This window comes from Paenactinomyces guangxiensis (assembly GCF_016055185.1).
GTDB lineage: Bacteria > Bacillota > Bacilli > Thermoactinomycetales > Thermoactinomycetaceae > Paenactinomyces > Paenactinomyces guangxiensis.
The window spans coordinates 1-18,331 of sequence record NZ_JAECVR010000011.1 but is presented as its reverse complement, the minus strand read 5'-3'; the positions used below and the strand labels follow the sequence as shown (position 1 = coordinate 18,331).

Sequence of the window (18,331 nt, the reverse complement as noted above, 5' to 3'; positions counted from 1 at the left end):
AATATCCTACCCATGATCGCCTCCGACCGTATACAAATCGGAAGGAATACGCTGAATGAGAGGAGATGGATTGCCGCTGTAAACCAGTTGAAGTTGATGCAATGCACGTGTACAACCAACATACAACAGCTTCGCACTCAGATCATTGTCAGGGTATTGCTGTTGATTCACATCACAAAGAAGCACCGCGTCAAACTCCATTCCCTTAATCAGGTAGACAGGAGCGACGGAAAGACCTCCCCGGTATTCCGTTTGCCTGGTAGTAATCAGATTTGCCTCCAACCCCAACGATCTAAGACTTTCAAAGATCTCCCGGCTACCCTGTTCTGTCCGTGCAACAACAGCGACAGTATGAGCACCACCACGATCAAGTAAGCGCCTCACCTCTTCCCCAATCATCCGTAAACGCTCAGCATCATCCACCTCTGTCACCCTGACCGGCTCCCCGCTGCGAAACACCGGCTTGGCCGGGGTGATAGCATTATTGTAAGGAGCGATGATTTCATTAGCAAAATGGATAATCTCCATTGTTGAGCGGTAACTTTTTTCTAATTGATAAAAACCTGATTGAGAGTCGGGAAAGCAATCCAAAATCTCCTGCCAGCGACGGATTCCCTGAAAGGGGTATATATTTTGCAACAAATCACCCAGGATCGTGAATGACTGGCTGCTGCAGTGCTCCTTTAATACTGCTACTTGAAAAGGTGAAAAGTCCTGGGCTTCATCAATGACAATATGATCAAAGGTGTATTTGTTGTCAATCCCGTACAGCCGGTTGTGAATATAGAGGAGAGGCGCCAGATCCTCAAACTTCACTTCCTTTTTCTTTGCCGTTTGCATGAGAGAAGGAGGAACCGGGTCGGCAAATCCTGAATCAGCGGGCAGGGGTGTGGTCAGAAGATGTCTGTATAATCCCAGCAGTGTATGTTTGGGCCAGGCTTTCATATATGTTTTTAAACGTTTGCCCGCTTGCTTTTTCAACACACCTCTGGAATCCTCTGCACGAATCTCGCGATGTTCCATTTCAATCCACCGTTTGATACGGGCAAAAACTCTTTCCTGCCGTTTCTTAATGGGGTAATGACGATACTCGTTGTAAAACCATTCATGGATTGTATCTTCAGAAAGCTCGGCTCCCTCCCAGGGGATAAATCCCATCTTCGGGACAAAAGCAGCTTCATAATGGTCCAGGGTAGCTTTCAAGAGATTGAGAAAACGAATGGACCCTTTAAAGTATGCCAGTTCCTCTTCAGTTTGCCCGGAGTTTTTGTGATGGTCAAACCACCCGGAATACCGTTCCGCCTGATCTTGCAAAGGAAGATCTCCCCCTAAAACCTGAAGTGCCCATTCGGTAAAGGTGGTTTGCTGAACACCCCCTCCCCCCAGTTCCGGGAGAACATCGGAAATGTAGTCCAGAAACATCTGGTTGGGAGCAAAAATAATGATTTTGTCCGGGCGCATTTGTTCATGGTACTGGTAGAGCAGATAAGCAAGTCTGTGTAAGGCAACTGTTGTCTTGCCGCTCCCGGGAACTCCCTGAATCACCAGAGCCTTATTGCGGTCGGCACGAATAATCTGGTCTTGTTCAAGCTGAATCGTGGAGACAATATCGCGAAGGCGGCTGTCTTTATTTTCTTCAAGGCGGTAAAGGAGAAACTCATCGGTGACACTCAAGTTGTCGCCGCCGCGAGTGTAACTGTCAACGATTCGTTGCAGTGTCTGCTTGCGGATAGCCAGGTTTCGTTTTAAGTGTACCGTTCCCCTTACTTCCCCATCCGGCGATTCATAAGAGGCTCTGTCACTTTGTCCCGTAAAGGAATAAAACATACTTGAATGGGTGCCCGCCAATCGATCACCAGCAACTGATTATCTTCTTCATCCTGAACGCCCACTTTGCCGATATAGAGCGGGATGACTTTCCCCGTACCATCCTCTTGAAAGTCCAATCGGCCGAAGTATGGTTCCGGATGGGCAATTTTCAGGTTTTGCAACTGCGTTTGCCTTTGGTCATCCAGTGCTTGTTCCACAATATCTTTTCCGTAATATCTTGGTATTCTTTTTAGTTTGTCTATTTGCCGTTCAATCTTTCCGATCACCGTTTGCAACCGTCGGCCCTCTTCCTCATAAACTCCCAATATTCATACTCACCTTTCGGAAATTTTTGAAACAGGATTTATATTATATAACAATCCATTTTCGAAAGTCAAATATTTACAGACCCATTTTCACACAACCTTAGCATGAAAGTTTGAATCATGCCGGGGAAACAGAATTCCAAGGAGCGACCTTTTGGCGACCGACCCGGCGGAAAAAACGGAACAAGGGAAAAAGTGTGGCAACCTTCACTGAATTCGCTTCCCTGCCGAATGCTGCGCCCCTTGTGAAGTTTTGGAGCGGCTATGTCTATTCCCATGCAGGTCAACCTGTCAATTATTTATTTTTTACACTTTTTCTTGGAATTGAAAATTTGTTAATATATATCCGAGGAGGGAATTGTATGATTGATCACAATCCAAAAAAAAATATAACTATTACCGGAGGCTTTAAAAACAACCAGGGACAAATTAATATTGGAAGCGATGTCACAAACATTTCAAATACGAATACGCAACTACTGCTGGAACTTAAAAAGCTTAAAATACTGCTGGAAAAAACACATGATCTACCTGAAGATCTTAAACAGGAATGTTTGCAAACCATCCCTTTAATCGAACAAGAAGTAAAACAGCCTCAGCCAAACCAGTCTCAACTGGAGGTTTGGCGGCAAAAGCTTCAAAAAAATCAGACCCTTTTCAGTGCCTGGCAAACCCTTGCGAGTACGGTAAGCATGATTTGTGACTTGATGAAACCATCATAGCTAACCTTATGGATCAAAATAATGAACAGCCTAAGCAACCCAAAAGTGATGATTCAACTCAGCCACAGCTCCACATTGAAATTAAAGAAGGCGCTTTCGAGGGTAATCAAGGGCAAGTTAATATTGGCAGCAAAGTAAAAAATATTTATAACCATGTCCATAAAAAAGTAAAGAAAAACCCAAAACTATCCCTGATTGTAGGGGGATGTCTTGTTGTTCTCCTCATACTCCTGATCATATCTACCGCGTCCTCAAGTGAAGCGGAAGCAGCAAAAGCGATTGATAAATTTGAAAATGCTATTGTTATGGAAGACATTGAGACCATAAAAGACATGATCTCGGTTGATACTGCTGAAATGGGAATAAAAGACGAGTATTTAAAACAACTCTGTGACTACGCCAAAAAAATCCTGATTATTTAACAACAACTATTGACCTGATGAATGCGCAAAAATCACTGTATGAAGGACAGGATGTCTACGGATCCCAGACGTTGCGCCAGCGCTCCAATCAGGATATTATGTCATCCGGTGAATTCTACCTGAAGAAAGACGAAGGGATCTTCTCAGATTCATATATTATTGGTGTACGGCCACAATACCTGGAAATAACATTCAAATCAAACCAGGGCCTGATTAAAGTAGACGGTAAAGAAGTATGGAAGGTAAACAAAAATCAAAACAAAAAGAAAATAGGCCCCCTATTTCCGGGCAATCACAAAGTTTACGTTGAAAGCTACTTCAGTTATGCCAATATGACTTTAAAAGAGGAGCACCAGGAAAATTTATTGGGCCTTTCTCAGACAACTGAAGCACGTTATGAATTAACTGGAAGTGGGATTAAGGCAACAAGCAAGCATGCGGGTGTACAAGTATACATGAACAATCAAAAGACCCCTTTTATCATTTACGTGGGCAATGGGGATACGACCGTTTATCCCGTTAAATATGACGGCTCCCAAACGATCTATGGTGTAGCTAAGTACCCGTGGGGTGAATCGAAAAAAAGCAAATCAATCCGAATCGATGATGCAAGTAAAGAGTATGATGTAACTCCTCCTCTCTTCCCCAGTGCAAAAGCAAAAGAAAGCTTTATGGATGTTTTAAAAGCTTTTGGAGAAGATCGAGCTAAGGTTTTGACAACAAAAAATCCCGGTCATTACCGAAATATCCATCCTAAACATAGAGGAAACATGGAAAGAAGAGAAAGAGGGTTATGCCCTATCATTTTCTCTTAATCCGGTTATCCAGGATGGTTCTGCTTCATTCAAAGAAATGAAGGTAAGAAAAAATGTGGAAGACGAAGAAATGATCACTGTATTTTATTCGGCGGATACAAAGGAGTATAGAGTAAGGGTAAATGTGGATGTTATTCATAAAGTCACCTACAAGGATTATCATGATCCAGATTATAAAGACCATTTAGAGGTCTTTTTAAAGTATCAAAACGGTAAATGGTACATTACGAATTACAAGGAATTATAATAAATTCATAAAACAGGAAAAATACATTTCCAAGTAAGAAGAAAATCATGATCATGAGTCCCACGACGGAATGGTGGTTATCTGTGGGACAACTATTGTTTTTTTAATGGGATTTTCTCTGTTTGCAGTGCCAAAATACATTGTGTACCGATCCAGCGATAGCCCTGATCGTTGGGATGAATCGGATCGGCCAGGTAATGTGAAGACAGAAACTTTTCCAAATCAACGACGACGGCTTGATCATAGTGAGAAGCAACATCCTTTAAGCGATCGTTCCAATTTCTCATCACCCATGCTGCTTTATCATAATGGGGAGAAGTTGGACGAAGCGGGTTATACAAAGAAGTTAACACAACTACAGCCTTGGAATTACGCGAGTGCACTATTTTCAGAATTATGCGCATATTATCCTCGTATTGAGCTTGAATGGCTGGGAGTTGTTTCAGCACATCCCAGAGGGAATCACTTTTGAGTAATGGTTGCAATAAGTTATTGCCCCCAATGGTGACAAAAATAAGATCCGCTTGCTCCACCTCCTTTTTAAGAGATCGTTTCGTTTGTAATTGATGCAAAAGCCCCGTCGACCGCTGTCCTGAGATGGCGCGGTTTCTATATTGAATATTGAAATGTCTCTTTTCCATAAAATGTTTTATATACCAGTCATACCCTTTGTTATTCTTCGTTGACCCCTGGCCCAAGGCTACCGAATCCCCCAGCACCAGCACTTCAATTTTCCCTTTCTTTTTTTCAATCTGTTTCAATTGATCAATAATGCTGATTTGCTTTTTTGCAGGGGTTGTGTCCGGATGTGAAAACCACTCATCAACTGGGATAAAAGCCGGGGAACATAGCAGGATGCCAAACAAACATATGATGTACCTTGTCATCCCCGGGTTCACCTCCAAACTTTAAGGTTCACCCCCATAGTAGCATGATAAGATAACAACTCATTTGCATAAAGCTTACATTTGATTTCCATAAGTTATCAAAATAGGATCTACACCCCTTGCAAGCAGGATAATACCAGCCCCTCATTTCAATTTATAAGAGATTCCCTACAAAAGAATGAATTCTAGCCCTCCTCCTTCAACTGCTTTCCGATATACCGATCGATAGAATTTATATACTTGTGGAAAGCAGCAGTGTCGATGCCGTGGCGGGACGACAATGCCTTGCCTCCAGGCAGACGAGTTGCTGCCAATTGACATTAGCGCGTTAACCCAAGTTAAATTTATTGCACATCATACTGCATAATGGCAAACTCTGTCCCCTTATGCAAAAATTTAGTTCCCAATTTAAATCCTGCTCTTGTATAGACGGTAATCGCTCTTTGATTAAAAGTAGCAACACTCAGGCGAATGATCCTCGGTTTAAATTTATTTTTTGCAAAATCAAGGCCCGATTGTAAAAATGACAGGCCCAATCCTTGCCCCGTCAGATTGGGCTTTAACCCCAGTCCTATATCGACTGCATTATCCCCCAGATACACTCCAACCTCTATTCCGGACGGAACCTGTGCACTGGACCCAAAACAAAAAAACCCCATTAATTCATTGTTTTCGTTTCGGACAGAATAGTATGTACCATTCATGATTTCGTCAATACTTTCAAGAGATCCATCTAAATTATAGAAAGAATAGGGATCTTCATATTGCCAGTTACTAATGTCGATCGCGTCATTCATAGTTGTGCTTTCAATTTTCACCTTTCATCCTCCAATGCTGGCCATTTTTTGTTTTTAACGATCACATAAATAAAGATAGTTACTTTCTCTAAAAAGATTTCGTCCTGCGTTTTTTTAACATAGTATTCACCCAATTCAGTGTAACAAAAAAAGTGCCCAAAGGCACTTTTCCAAAAGATGTCATGCTATTGCATGAATCCCGCACTGTGGGAGACTCCTTTTTAACCCGTTTTTTGATATAATATGATTTCTATACTACTCTAACAAATGTAATGTCAGGATCTTGATAGTGTCCCGGCATTATTTTCGAATGCCAAATACAGCATTCAATTGCCCCCGGATCATCTCATCACGAACTTTTCGGTCGCTTTTCCTTTTCTGCATCTTTTTAATTTCGGAAGATTGCATACCATCCTCTATTTGATTCGCAATGTCTATTAACTTTTCTACGTCTGAAAAGGAATATTTCCGCGTCCCGCCTTCTGTTCGATTGGGGAAAATCAACTTTCGTTCCTCATAATACCGAATCTGCCTGACCGATAATCCGGTTAGCTCACTCACCATACCAATATTGATGACTTTCCGATCTTTATAAGACATTAACTTCTCACCTCATTCTTACTTTACCACATAGGGAATCACATAACCTCATTATTGTTAGATTATCTAACAATAAAACTGTGTAATAATAATTTTTATGTAATAAAATCTTACATAATTGTGGAAAGAAGATTCACTGATATGACATATTAGTGATATAAGAAAGATAATTTTACAGGAGGAGCTTGTCCAAATGGGTCGCATGATGATGCAATTTCTGACTATGCTCGTTATCTATCTAGTCGGAAACAACATCGCAACATGGTTGCATCTTCCTTTTCCAGGGGGCATCGTAGGCATGACACTGCTGCTCAGCGCATTGTTACTAGGCATTTGTAAGTTGACATGGGTAGAAATAGCTGCCCAGTGGCACATTAAACATATTACGCTTCTGTTTATCCCTTCCATCGTCGGTGTATTGCACTATACAGATATTTTTCGATCAGAAGGGTTAAAACTGGCTGTCGTCCTGGCCATCAGCAGTTTGGCCATATTGCTTGTTACGGCTTATACCGCTGAATATTACGAAAACAAAAAAAAGAGGAGGGAGCAACATGGAAACATTAATCAGTAACACTATCTTATGTACCACAGTAACTGTTGTGAGTTATGTAACGGGGCTAAAGATATTTCAAAAATTTAATAAATATTGGCTAAATCCCTTATACACGGTAACTGTTATGGTTATCTGCCTGCTGTCTTTTTTTCATGTGGACTACGATCAATACACATCTGGCTCTTCTATTTTTTCGTTACTTTTAGGTACGGCTACTGTGTCCCTGGCTGTCCCCTTATATAAACAGATCATCATGCTGAAAAAACATCTTTGGACCATCATTTATAGTGTGGCGGGTGGTACGCTCGCCGGCGTTGTTTCTGTCGTGCTCTTGGCGAAAGGGGCTCATTTAAATCAAGAAGTGGTACTTTCCTTAATTCCCAAATCGGTCACTGTCTCTATTGCCTTGTCCATATCCGAGTCACTGGGCGGTATTCCTTCATTAACGGTTCTATTTGTGCTTACGTCTTCGGTTTTTTCGCTTATCACCGGACCGCTGCTCTTAAAATTCGGACACATTAGAAGCAGAATTGCCAAGGGGTTGGCGTTAGGGACTTCGGCCCAAGCAATCGGGGCGAGCCGCGCATTTGAATGGGGTGAACTGGAAGGGGCCATGGGCAGTATTGCCATTGGAACCTCTGCACTCTTTATGTCCTTGATCACTCCACTTCTGTTCAATTTTTATCTATAAAGGAGATTGATGCCATCATGGAACTAACCTCCCAATGTCAAATTTCTCCCGGACTCAATCTGGCAAAAGTTCTCCGGTTTATCAAAACAGCAGACCAATTTAATTGCTACATCCTGATCGAAACAAATAAGACAACCGTTAACGCCAAAAGTTTACTCGGCATGTGCATGTTAGCCGCCAGTTTAACAAACCGCAGAGTCACTTTACGCACCTCAGGTACAGATGCAGAAATGGCATTAGACCACCTGAAAAAATTGCTTTCTGATGATTCCGAAGAAATCACGTCATAACAGTAATCTCTCTTTGATTAAAAGTAGCGACAATCAAGCGAATGATTCTCGGTTTAAATTTTTTTTTAAATTAAGGGACAGGCGCATTCCTTGCCCGTCAGATTTTGCTTTAACCCCAGTCCAATATTAATTGCACAATCCTCTCGATACAATCCCTCGTCCTTCCGGCGGGAACATAGGCACTATGGCCAAAACAAAAAAATCCGATTAGCTCATCGCTTTGTTTCGGACAGAATAGTATGTATTTCTTCAAAAAATAAAACGGGCTGACTCCTGGTCAGCCCAACACTATGAATTGTTTCCTTTAATAACTCAACCCGTGTCCGTATGGATAGAGGTTTGGGATCGTCACCGGGAGTTTGCCTGTCGGTTGGTTCGCTCCAAACAGCGTATCTACCGCCGCCTTTAGAGAAACGGGGCGGAAGCCGTAGACATTGAGGTATGCGTTCACCTGTGGGAAATCTTTGATGTCATACGGATTGCGAAAGGCCACAACCGCAATGGGTTTATTTAGCTTTTGCAGTTCTTTCACCAGTTTGATTTGCTGGGGGTATAAGCTGGCACTGTAGGTTCCCACGACCAGCACGTCTTTGTTTTTGGCCATTTCCACCGCCTGGGCGATTTCTGCATCGGTCGGGTTTGTGCTTTTCATATATATTTCTTCCGCATTTGAATGGTAAGCTTTTACTTGATCAAGGATCGGGTACTGGCTGATAATCCCCAGCTTTTGATCGGCGGAAAGTTTGAGTGGCAACAGGTTTCCTTCATTTTTAACCAGTGTCACTGATTTCATGGCGATCTCCTGTGCCTGGGCTGCGCTTTTTTCTGTTCCAACCTTTTTGGAAACTTTTCTGAGATCGACAAATCTGTCTTTATACAAATCGTATTTCCATTTTGCTTTCAGGATACGGAGAACAGATTCGTCGATGCGCTTTTCTGACAGAGTGCCTGACCGGACAGCATCGACAATCTCTTGATAAACTTCAATTTGTTCGTCTGTTGTCAATTCGGGAGTCAGGAGGATAATATCCGCACCTGCCTCTACAGCTTTGACGGAGGCTTGAGGTATTCCGCCAAAAGAGTTGGCAACTCCGGCCATGGTCATGCTGTCGGTGATGATCAAACCATTGAAGCCCATCTTTTCACGCAGCAGTCCGGTAAGAATTGGTTTCGATAAAGTTGCGGGCAAATCTGGAGTCGGATCCAGTGCCGGCACGTTGATATGGGCGGTCATGATGGCGTCAATTCCAGAATTGACCGCCTGCTTGAATGGAACCAACTCCACTCTTTCCAGTTCTTCCTTGCTTTTATTAATCACCGGCAAGCCTAAATGTGAGTCAACATTGGTATCTCCGTGTCCCGGAAAATGTTTGGCTGTCGCGACCACATTATTCTTCTGAAGAGCGCGAATCGCTTCAGTACCCATTTGGGCGACAAGCCGGGGGTCCTCAGCGAACGAACGCACTCCGATCACCGGATTGGCGGGATTCACGTTCACATCGAGGTCGGGGGCAAGGTTCATTTGAATACCAATCGCTCTTAATTCCTGAGCGGTAATTTTATATGCTTTTTGCACAAGCTTACGATCCCGTGTAGCTCCCAGAGCCATATTTCCCGGCAATTGGGTCGCTCCGGTGGTCAGACGGGCAACTACCCCACCCTCCTGATCGGTGGCAATGAAAAGCGGCAGTTTCAAGCGGGTTTCTGTTGCCATTTTTTGCAGACCATTGGTCAACTTGGCTGTTTGTAAGGGATCTTTAACATTTCCGGTGTAGGAAAATAAAATGATGGAGCCCACATGAGCTTCCTGGATCAATCGGCGAGCATCTTCGCTCGGCACATCGCCGTAAAAACCGCCCATCACCATTTGTCCGACTTTTTCCTCCAGAGTCATATGTTTAAGCAGACGTTCAGCCTTGAAAACTTTCCCTTCAGCTTCCACCGGTTGAGCGATCACAGCTCCCAGCAAAAGAATACAAATAAGGGCGACACTGATTTTTTTCAACTTCATACCTCCATTTTTTGGGTTATTCTGATATTGGATGACATGGGAAGATGGTCGGACATCCAGATTAAGAATTTCTCTTTTTAAGACTTCAATCCCTTTTGAATATGATAGTTATTTGGCAAATATTCAATTGCCCGCGGACTTTTGTGCCAACCGATTTTCACTCTATAAAAATGAGGATTGCGCAAAAAAGGGTCCCCAAATGAAAAACCGTACTATAATTAGGGATAGTCTTTTACGTATTCTACGTAGGGAATTATCCCTTTTTTCTTTCCTAAAAGACAATATAACTGGATTGAAAAAATAACGTAAACAAAGTAATGTAAGAAGCTAAGTTCTTTTTTGTTGAGGAGGACATCCGTGAAAGTTGAGCAGATTATTACATCAGAAAACAAGATAAGATACGTTCTTGTAGATCAGCAGGGGGATATGGTTTTACCTGTAGTGAAGTTCCTCAAATACAAGGATAACACAGGTACAGCTCGTAATACGCTTCGCTCTTACTGCTATGCACTGAAACTGTATTTTGAGTTCCTGGAACAAAAGGGAATGTCCTATACCAATGTGGGGATTGATGAGTTAGCGGAGTTTGTTCGATGGTTCAACGAACGGGTTTCATACAGGAAACTCACTTAGAGTGGGATCAAAATTGATATCAAAACAACTAGCTGGAGAGAAAGCAGTTGAATTTATAAAAGCTGATATGACAATCGGACTTGGAACAGGTTCAACTGTTTACTGGACAATTCATCGTTTAGGTAAAATGGTTAAAAACGGACTTCAAATAAGAGCTATTCCTACATCAAAGCAAACTGAGAGTTTAGCAAAAGAATTAGGTATACCGATGACCAGTTTTTCCGAAGTAAGTCAACTAGATTTAACAATAGATGGAGCCGATGAAATAGATACACATTTCAATCTTATTAAAGGCGGCGGCGGAGCCCTGCTTCGAGAAAAATTAGTTGCAGCAGCTTCTAAACGTTTCATTATCGCTGCCGATGACTCTAATTTGGTTCATACACTAGGCAAATTCCCGTTACCCGTTGAAGTGGTTCCCTTTGCATGGGAAGTAACAGCACAACGAATTGCTTCTTTAAATTGTAAACCTGTTTTACGTATGAACAACAAGAAGCCCTACATCACTGACAATGGCAACTTTATTTTAGATTGTTCTTTTGAAAAAATTGAAAATCCACTTGATTTAAGTGAGAAACTAAAACTTATACCAGGTGTCGTAGAAACAGGACTTTTTATTGATATGGCTGATCTTATCATTGTTGGCTCAAAAAATGATATTCGGTTAATAAACAAAAATTAGATTTTAGTATTGATCTGAGATCCACTACCCTATGAGTGTAGCTGGGTAAAGAATTTTATCCCGAAGGGATACTTGATCCCTTAAAAAGAATAACAACTATCGAAAGTGCGTTAGTTAAGAAGGAATTTATAAATAATCAAAACAATAAATACTAAACTGAGTAAATAAAAACAATATAATATTAAGGGAGAGTGTTTGATTAGAATGAAGAATATTCAAGCAGTTTTTATTGATCGGGATGGAACCATTGGTGGTACTGGACACTTTATTCATCCAAAAGACTTTACTCCTTACCCGTTCAGTAAGACTGCATTTCAACTATTAAAGGACAATAATATTAAAATGTTTGCCTTTACTAATCAGCACCGAATTAGCAGAGGCGAAGCTTCAGTTATCGATTTTTATAATGAGTTTAAGACTTATGGATTCGATGATGTATTTATTTGTCCACACAGTCCTTCGGAAGGTTGCGAGTGTCACAAACCTAAACCAGGATTACTATTGGATGCTTCTCGAAAACATAATTTAGACTTATCGAAAACTTGTGTTATAGGTGATGTTGGTTCGACAGATATGTTAGCTGCTCATGCAGTTGGAGCATTCAAAATTTTAGTGTTGACAGGATGGGGTAAAAAATCCTTTAACGAATACCGTCATACTTGGGAGAGTGTACAACCTGATTTTGTTGCTGAAAACTTACTTGATGCTGTCAGATGGATTATTAATAAAAGATAAAAAACCAAAAAAAGGCTCTACTTCATTGATATATACATGAAGTAAGAGCCTTATTTTTTCTACTTATTTTTCATTTTAGTCTTGATTTTCATGAAAGGGAACCCTTATTTAGCATAAGTTATTCTTTAATGGTAACAATACCGGAATCACCGCGGGTTACTTCTGTTTTTTCAATTTTAACCTCTTGTCCTTCTTGTAAATTGGTAAACACAACGGGAGTGACAATTGAAGGAGCATGCTCTTTCACATAATCAAGATCTACTTCCAGCAGTTTTTGCCCTCTGGTAACCATGTCCCCTTCTGAAATCAACGCATCAAAACCTTTTCCTTTGAGATTCACCGTATCCAGTCCCACATGAATTAAAATTTCCCGTCCCAATTTGGAGCGAATGCCAATCGCGTGTTTCGTGGGAAAAATATTGACGATCACCCCGTCAACCGGAGAGACGACCGTTCCTTCGGCGGGTTGGATGGCAAATCCGTCTCCCATCATCTTTTGAGAGAAAACCTGATCTTCTACATCTGTAATGGGAATAAGAGTACCGGTCATCGGTGCCACCAGCTCGTCTGCTTCGACCAGATCAATATTGCCTTCCGGTACTTTTTGTTCCTGGTCCCCGCCTTTTTTTCCATGGACGGCATTCTTTTTATCAACCGGTTTTTTACCGGAGATAATCTGTTTTATCTGCTCCTTGATCTGATCTGATTTGGGTCCAAAGATGACTTGCAGGTGGTTCCCCATCTCAATAATCCCGGATGCCCCCAATTTCTTTAAGCGATCTTTTTTTACTATACCCGGATCGACAACGGAAACACGCAAACGGGTAATACAAGCATCCAGATGGGTCAGATTCTCTTTACCGCCCAGTGCTTCCAGAACACCTTGAGCCAGCTCTCCCCCTTCGGTCATCGTTGTATCCGTATCTTCCTCTTCCTCCTCACGGCCAGGTGTTTTTAAGTTCCACTTGCGGATTGCAAAGCGGAATCCGAAGTAGTAGACCACGGCGAACGCGAGACCGACAGGGATAATCAGCCAGGGTTTGGTATCGATCCTCCAGTATAAGAGATAGTCGATAACCCCGCCGGAGAAGGTTAAGCCGGCTTTTACCCCCAGAATATCCATCAACATAAAGGAGAATCCGGCAAATAAGCAGTGAATCGCAAACAATGCCGGTGCCACAAATAAGAAGGAAAACTCAATCGGTTCCGTAATACCGGTCAGAAAAGAAGTGAGCGCTGCGGAAAGCATGATCCCGCCGACCACTTTTCTCTTTTCAGGTTTCGCTTCATGGTAGATGGCAAGTGCCGCCGCCGGGAGACCAAACATCATAAACGGGAATTTACCGCTCAAAAAGGTACCGGCAGTCGGGTCTCCGGAAAAGAAGCGGGCGACGTCTCCTCTGACTACCTCACCGGCATCTGTAGTAAATTGACCAAATTCAAACCAGAAGGGAGCATACCAGATATGATGCAGGCCAAACGGAATCAGGGCACGCTCAATAACACCGAAGATAAACGCGGATAAGGCCGTATTTTGTGTAGTTACCATGCGTGAAACCGAGTTGATCACATCCTGGATCGGGGGCCAGACAAAGTAAAAAATAACCCCTAATAAGAATGCAGATACGGCAGTGATAATCGGAACGAAACGTTTCCCCCCAAAAAAACCCAGAAACTGCGGCAACTCAATATCATGAAATCGATTATACAGGTAGGCGGCTAACAAACCAATGATAATCCCGCCGAAAACACCCATCTGTAATGACTTGATCCCAAGCACTTCCACTGTCTCTACAGCCGGATCTTTCATGAAATCTGCCATTTGGCCCATCGTGACGTTCATAATTAAGAAACCGATCACAGCAGCCAAACCGGCGGTTCCTTCTCCGCCTGCCAGACCAATCGCCACACCGACCGCGAACAGGAGAGGCAGATTTCCAAAAATAATATCCCCTGCTGCCTTCATCATCGGAATATCCAGTACATTTTCATGACCAAGTCCGAGCAACAAACCGGCAGCTGGCAGAATCGCTACGGGAAGCATCAGTGCCTTACCAACTTTTTGCAACTCCCCGAATGCCTTTTTAAACATAATTGTACCTCCTAACCTTTCTACAGTTGTTTCTGTTTATTGTCTGTAAGAAGAACCCAGTCCGGCTATCCTGTTCTCTTATGATTGCTACATTCTTGCCTGATGCCTTTGGTTGAGGTTTTCATCTTTTTGTGAAACGGTTTGCTCCCCTAAAGTAATTCATGCAAACCAAGCGGTTCAAACTGGAAACAGATGGTCCATACTATTTATGCAATCATCTTATCCAGATAACCATTCTTTCCACCCTTCCCTATTTCATACAGTTCGCCCCCTCTCTCCCGTTTTTGACTCGATGATGAACAAAAAAGGCATGAGCAAAAAAAGACGGATGGTCTTCATGCAAGGGATATAAGTATCCCCTTACAAAAGTCCATTCCTGACCTTTTTTCACTCATGCCTGATCGAATCAGTAACACGTGAAAGGCGGGAAAATCAGATTCAGTTATTCAACCTGTGCAGATGCAAAGTAAGATAACTAACCTCAGCTTCGCTGACAGGCTGTCCAAGTGACTGTTCCATCACTTTTGCTAACTTCCAGGCAAGATTATAGCATACCGGATATTGCGCTTTCAATAGATCAGAAAAACCTTTTGGTTCCGAAACTTCTTCACCGCGTACGGTCCGCTCAATCGCATAACGAAGATGGGTGATCAAACGCAGATAGGAAATGCTTTTACGGTTGATGATGATATGAAGAGACGATTCCACAATTTGAATCAGCTTTAAAATCAGATCAGAGTATTGCTTGATCTCAGCCAGATGGCGACGGGTCAAAGCACTGTGAATATGCATGGCAATAAAACCTGCCTCACTTTCCGGTAATGCAATTCCCAGTCGCTCCCGGATCATATCCAGAATCTCTTCCGCCACCTGATACTCTTTTTCATAAAGAACTCTGGTTTCAATGAGAAAAGGGTTATTAAACTCCAATCCCTGTTCCAATCGTTTAATCGCAAAACCGATATGATCGGTCAGAGCCACATGGATATGCTCACTGAGCGGTGTTTGAAATCGTTTTTCAATATGGAACACTACATCATTCATCAACTCAACCAATTGTTCATCTATTTGGGAAATTAACTGCTTATATTGTTCCTGTTCTTTTTTATCTACCAGAGTAAAAAATTTTTCTACCGATTGTTCATCGATGGAGTCACCTGGTTTCTTTTTAAACCCAAGTCCTTTCCCGATTAAAACAACTTCCCCGTGGGAAGGGTGACCGGCAATAACAACATTGTTATTTAGTATTTTCTTAATCTGAAACGGTTCCGTCACGGCCATCACCCTTTCTGTCCCAAGCAGAAAAAATCAGCAGCTCATTTGTTTTTGACTATATAAAAATGATTTTACTAAAACCGATATCTTAGTATACAAGATTATCCTACTCTTATCTACAACATAATAATCAATCTGCAGAAATAGATGAACTCATGGGAGTAGTTTTTTTAAAATTATTTTTATTAAACTTTTTTCCTCGGAATGGATAAAAAAATGATCTCCATCAAACATATGAATATCAAATGCACTTTTTGTCTGGTCTTGCCAGGCCCGAAGCTGGTCAAAATCGGTTTCCGGATCTTGATGCCCTCCAAATGCAGTAATGGAGCAATCCAGAGGGTGGCCCGGCCGGTAAACATATTGTTCACAAACTGTGCAGTCAGCACGGAGAGACGGCAAAAAAACTTTGAAATAGTCCTTATTCTGCAGTAACTCCCGGGGCATTCCGTTCAATTTGGACAGCTCTTCAATAAATTCGTTGTCCGGCAAATGATGAATGGGCGGATTTGGATCAGGCAGATGCGGTGCATGATAGCCGGATACAAATAGATGATGAGGTTGAAGCTGATATCTCTTTTGCAGATCGCGTGCCAGTTCAAAGCTGATAAGAGCTCCCATGCTATGGCCGAAGAAAGCAAAAGGTTCGGAAAAAAACGGAACCAAAGATTCCGCCATATCACGGATTAATGGTTCCAACTTAGTATAGGAAGGTTCTTTAAAGCGGATTCCTCTTCCAGGTAGTTGAATCGGAAAAATTTCTATCTCCTCCGGCATGTAATTCTGCCAGTTGAGATAGACGGCAGGATTTCCTCCTCCATAAGGAAAACAGAATAGACGCAGAGATGCTGACGTTCTTCTTTTATTATAGGGCAACCAGGGTGTATCTACTTGCAGAGCATTCAATGTATGACCCACCTTTTTTGTTTTTCGTTTTTGTATAAGAGAAGCGACCATTTTCACAAAAGCACAATTACCGCCAACCTTGAAAGGTGAAGCTGCTGACCCTATACAGTCAGCAGCCCCTCAGGTGCCGGTCTTTACGATTAAGTTCTGTTTATCACTTGAAGCACTGTACTTTCTTGTCTCCTACAATGGGAGATGATTTCCCGCAGGTAATGTTTGTACCGTTTGACTAATGATTCAATGGTCTCCCGACGATATACATAGGCGTTATAACGGAAAGAGATGACCAGGATTCCTTCCCCCGTTACAGCACCATTCACATCAAGCTTTTGCCATAGTTTTGTCTCAGGGCTGACCGCCTCCCCCACCGGCATCGAATTCATGCTGTATGAATCTACCTGTCCTAAATAGTTGAAAGTGATTTCGGGGGTCAGGCCGAAAGTAACAGATTTTTTATTTTCTTCTGTCGTTAAATGCTTCAGTATACTGTGTCCGATTCCTCTGTTTGGGATCAGGCGCAAGTTTTCTTTTATCACTTGGATCGCCTGGGAAAGGTCATTTGTTTTCAGATTGAAGATAACTGGATACATCGCTGTAAACCAGCCTACTGTCCTTGTTATATCAACCCCTTCTATTATTTCTTCCCGCCCGTGACCTTCCAAGGTAACTGCTATTTTTTCCGCTTGTGTCCATTCCCTGACGGTAAGTGCGAGGGATGTCAGTAACAGGTCGTTGATTTCTGTTTGATAGGCCTGGTGAACATCAGTTAGCAGCAGGTTTGTCTCTTCCTCATTGAGTGTGGTGACTACCATTTCGCTGTCCTTGATAAAACAGGTATCCGGCCCCTCTTTATCTTTTGGCAGCGCAGGAATCGGTGTCTCCTCAATCTCTTTCCAATAGGGGATTTCCTGTAATAATTTGTCGCTATTTGCGTACTCGTGCAATTTACGGCTCCATGTCCGGAAAGAGTCTGTTTTAGGAGGAAGAACAATTTCTTTATGCTCAAGTGCCTGCTGATACGCAGTTGTGAAATCCTCCATCAGGATGCGAAGAGAAATAGCGTCCACAACCAGATGATGGATCGCAATCAGAAGATGATCTCCCTCCAAGGTTTGAAACACTCCCAATTGCACTAAGGGACCTTGTCTCAAATTCATTTTTCTGTGTAACCGGTTGGCCTCCAGCAAAATCCGCTCCCGAACATCAGCCTCACCAGTTAAATCAAAAACCTCAATCGCCAAGAGTTCCCCTTCCATGCCCCGGTTCCTCTGTACAACCGTCCCACCATCGGTGGAATAAACCATACGCAGAGCATCATGATGTTCAACTATTTTACCAAACGCTTGCTCAAGTGCTTTTACTTCCCATCCTTCCGGACGATAAAGCATCAACCCCATGTTCCAATGATAGATATTTGTAGATAATTGGAAGGCCCATTTTTGAATCGGGGCCAGCATCACTTCCCCTTCAATGATCCCCTGCTCAACCGACAGGTCAGCAGATTGAACATATGAAGCAAGTTCCGATACTGTTGGATGCTGGAATAAATCTTGAATTTTAAATTTACAGTTGTGTTGATTGAGGCGAGACGCAATCTGAATTGCTTTAATGGAATCCCCGCCTAATCGGAAGAAGTTATCATGGATTCCCACCTGTTCGATTCCCAATACTTCCTGCCAGACCCTGACAAGCATTTCCTCTGTCGGGTTGGTGGGGGCCACATATTCTGCACCTGTCTGCATCCGTCCTGACGGCTCCGGCAGTGCTTTTTTGTCCACTTTGCCATTGGGAGTCAGGGGGAGTTTTTCCAGTTCCACAAAGGATGCCGGGATCAT

The 18,331-nt window shown here is 42.5% G+C and carries 19 protein-coding genes; 9 read left to right on the top strand and 10 right to left on the bottom strand.

Annotation, left to right across the window (positions count from 1 at the left end; translation table 11 throughout):
* Nucleotides 1-6: 6 nt before the first annotated feature.
* Nucleotides 7-1,827: a HelD family protein gene (locus I8U27_RS11340; RefSeq protein ID WP_309506140.1), complete on the bottom strand. Its 1,821-nt coding sequence runs from the start codon at nt 1,825-1,827 to the stop codon at nt 7-9.
* Nucleotides 1,764-2,135 carry a hypothetical protein gene (locus tag I8U27_RS21145; protein ID WP_309506139.1) on the bottom strand — a complete coding sequence of 124 codons (372 nt, stop codon included), beginning with the start codon at nt 2,133-2,135 and terminating at the stop codon, nt 1,764-1,766. Before I8U27_RS21145 ends, I8U27_RS11340 begins: the two co-directional genes overlap by 64 nt.
* A gap of 362 nt (nt 2,136-2,497) precedes the next feature.
* Between I8U27_RS21145 and I8U27_RS11335 the strand changes: the two genes are divergently transcribed.
* From I8U27_RS11335 to I8U27_RS11325, 3 genes are read left to right on the top strand one after another with little or no spacing between them, the layout of a single operon-like run.
* The gene (locus I8U27_RS11335; RefSeq protein WP_181752183.1) at nt 2,498-2,857 is read left to right on the top strand and encodes a hypothetical protein; all 360 of its coding nucleotides are present in this window, start codon (nt 2,498-2,500) and stop codon (nt 2,855-2,857) included.
* Between the two features lie 8 nt (nt 2,858-2,865).
* Nucleotides 2,866-3,279, top strand: a complete 414-nt coding sequence (locus tag I8U27_RS11330; protein WP_181752182.1) for a hypothetical protein — start codon at nt 2,866-2,868, stop codon at nt 3,277-3,279.
* 17 nt (nt 3,280-3,296) lie between these two features.
* On the top strand, nt 3,297-4,094 hold the full coding sequence (locus I8U27_RS11325) for a TcaA 3rd/4th domain-containing protein (protein ID WP_181752181.1): 798 nt from the start codon (nt 3,297-3,299) through the stop codon (nt 4,092-4,094).
* Nucleotides 4,095-4,433: 339 nt separating this feature from the next.
* Here the strand turns inward: I8U27_RS11325 and I8U27_RS11320 are convergent, their stop codons facing one another.
* The 3 genes from I8U27_RS11320 to I8U27_RS11310 all read right to left on the bottom strand — a co-directional run bounded on the left by I8U27_RS11320 (nt 4,434) and on the right by I8U27_RS11310 (nt 6,625).
* Nucleotides 4,434-5,228, bottom strand: a complete 795-nt coding sequence (locus tag I8U27_RS11320) for a GDSL-type esterase/lipase family protein (RefSeq protein WP_181752180.1) — start codon at nt 5,226-5,228, stop codon at nt 4,434-4,436.
* 344 nt (nt 5,229-5,572) lie between these two features.
* Nucleotides 5,573-6,046: a GNAT family N-acetyltransferase gene (locus tag I8U27_RS11315; RefSeq protein WP_309506138.1), complete on the bottom strand. Its 474-nt coding sequence runs from the start codon at nt 6,044-6,046 to the stop codon at nt 5,573-5,575.
* A gap of 279 nt (nt 6,047-6,325) precedes the next feature.
* On the bottom strand, nt 6,326-6,625 hold the full coding sequence (locus tag I8U27_RS11310) for a MerR family transcriptional regulator (protein WP_181752179.1): 300 nt from the start codon (nt 6,623-6,625) through the stop codon (nt 6,326-6,328).
* Nucleotides 6,626-6,818: 193 nt separating this feature from the next.
* On the opposite strand from I8U27_RS11310, the gene I8U27_RS11305 reads away from it, so the two are divergent.
* The 3 genes from I8U27_RS11305 to I8U27_RS11295 are packed head-to-tail and all read left to right on the top strand — an operon-like array spanning nt 6,819 to nt 8,162.
* Complete coding sequence (locus tag I8U27_RS11305; protein ID WP_181752178.1) at nt 6,819-7,199, top strand: CidA/LrgA family protein; 381 nt, start codon at nt 6,819-6,821, stop codon at nt 7,197-7,199.
* A complete protein-coding gene (locus tag I8U27_RS11300; protein ID WP_181752177.1) occupies nt 7,180-7,872 on the top strand; it encodes an LrgB family protein in 693 nt (230 codons plus the stop codon). The genes I8U27_RS11305 and I8U27_RS11300 overlap by 20 nt, the downstream gene beginning before the upstream one ends.
* Before the next feature lie 17 nt (nt 7,873-7,889).
* On the top strand, nt 7,890-8,162 hold the full coding sequence (locus tag I8U27_RS11295) for an HPr family phosphocarrier protein (protein ID WP_181752176.1): 273 nt from the start codon (nt 7,890-7,892) through the stop codon (nt 8,160-8,162).
* Nucleotides 8,163-8,466: 304 nt separating this feature from the next.
* Here the strand turns inward: I8U27_RS11295 and nagZ are convergent, their stop codons facing one another.
* On the bottom strand, nt 8,467-10,167 hold the full coding sequence (nagZ, locus tag I8U27_RS11290; RefSeq protein WP_198065872.1) for a beta-N-acetylhexosaminidase: 1,701 nt from the start codon (nt 10,165-10,167) through the stop codon (nt 8,467-8,469).
* Nucleotides 10,168-10,530: 363 nt separating this feature from the next.
* Here nagZ and I8U27_RS11285 point away from each other — a divergent pair, with 363 nt between their 5' ends.
* The 3 genes from I8U27_RS11285 to I8U27_RS11275 all read left to right on the top strand — a co-directional run bounded on the left by I8U27_RS11285 (nt 10,531) and on the right by I8U27_RS11275 (nt 12,223).
* On the top strand, nt 10,531-10,806 hold the full coding sequence (locus tag I8U27_RS11285; protein ID WP_309506137.1) for a site-specific integrase: 276 nt from the start codon (nt 10,531-10,533) through the stop codon (nt 10,804-10,806).
* Between the two features lie 13 nt (nt 10,807-10,819).
* The gene (gene rpiA, locus I8U27_RS11280; RefSeq protein WP_181752174.1) at nt 10,820-11,488 is read left to right on the top strand and encodes a ribose-5-phosphate isomerase RpiA; all 669 of its coding nucleotides are present in this window, start codon (nt 10,820-10,822) and stop codon (nt 11,486-11,488) included.
* Nucleotides 11,489-11,692: 204 nt separating this feature from the next.
* Nucleotides 11,693-12,223, top strand: coding sequence for an HAD-IIIA family hydrolase (locus tag I8U27_RS11275; RefSeq protein ID WP_181752173.1), 531 nt, complete (start codon nt 11,693-11,695; stop codon nt 12,221-12,223).
* A gap of 118 nt (nt 12,224-12,341) precedes the next feature.
* Here I8U27_RS11275 and ptsG read toward each other — a convergent pair whose 3' ends face one another.
* From ptsG to I8U27_RS11255, 4 genes are all read right to left on the bottom strand, one after another.
* Nucleotides 12,342-14,315: a glucose-specific PTS transporter subunit IIBC gene (gene ptsG, locus I8U27_RS11270; RefSeq protein WP_181752172.1), complete on the bottom strand. Its 1,974-nt coding sequence runs from the start codon at nt 14,313-14,315 to the stop codon at nt 12,342-12,344.
* Nucleotides 14,316-14,753: 438 nt separating this feature from the next.
* Entirely contained in the window at nt 14,754-15,590 is an 837-nt protein-coding gene (glcT, locus tag I8U27_RS11265) for a glucose PTS transporter transcription antiterminator GlcT (RefSeq protein WP_181752171.1), read from the bottom strand.
* A gap of 153 nt (nt 15,591-15,743) precedes the next feature.
* The gene (locus I8U27_RS11260) at nt 15,744-16,496 is read right to left on the bottom strand and encodes a thioesterase II family protein (protein ID WP_232345410.1); all 753 of its coding nucleotides are present in this window, start codon (nt 16,494-16,496) and stop codon (nt 15,744-15,746) included.
* 140 nt (nt 16,497-16,636) lie between these two features.
* Nucleotides 16,637-18,331, bottom strand: a 1,695-nt coding sequence (locus tag I8U27_RS11255) for a condensation domain-containing protein (RefSeq protein ID WP_232345408.1), incomplete at its 5' end; no start/stop codon positions are given.

Coding starts and splice junctions, on each gene's coding strand:
- ptsG (WP_181752172.1), bottom strand. CDS start 14,315: ATGTTTAAAAAGGCATTCGGGGAGTTGCAAAAAGTTGGTAAGGCACTG.
- I8U27_RS11310 (WP_181752179.1), bottom strand. CDS start 6,625: ATGTCTTATAAAGATCGGAAAGTCATCAATATTGGTATGGTGAGTGAG.
- I8U27_RS11335 (WP_181752183.1), top strand. CDS start 2,498: ATGATTGATCACAATCCAAAAAAAAATATAACTATTACCGGAGGCTTT.
- I8U27_RS11320 (WP_181752180.1), bottom strand. CDS start 5,228: ATGACAAGGTACATCATATGTTTGTTTGGCATCCTGCTATGTTCCCCG.
- I8U27_RS11305 (WP_181752178.1), top strand. CDS start 6,819: ATGGGTCGCATGATGATGCAATTTCTGACTATGCTCGTTATCTATCTA.
- I8U27_RS11340 (WP_309506140.1), bottom strand. CDS start 1,827: ATGTTTTATTCCTTTACGGGACAAAGTGACAGAGCCTCTTATGAATCG.
- I8U27_RS11325 (WP_181752181.1), top strand. CDS start 3,297: ATGAATGCGCAAAAATCACTGTATGAAGGACAGGATGTCTACGGATCC.
- I8U27_RS11300 (WP_181752177.1), top strand. CDS start 7,180: ATGGAAACATTAATCAGTAACACTATCTTATGTACCACAGTAACTGTT.
- I8U27_RS11330 (WP_181752182.1), top strand. CDS start 2,866: ATGGATCAAAATAATGAACAGCCTAAGCAACCCAAAAGTGATGATTCA.
- I8U27_RS11295 (WP_181752176.1), top strand. CDS start 7,890: ATGGAACTAACCTCCCAATGTCAAATTTCTCCCGGACTCAATCTGGCA.
- I8U27_RS11275 (WP_181752173.1), top strand. CDS start 11,693: ATGAAGAATATTCAAGCAGTTTTTATTGATCGGGATGGAACCATTGGT.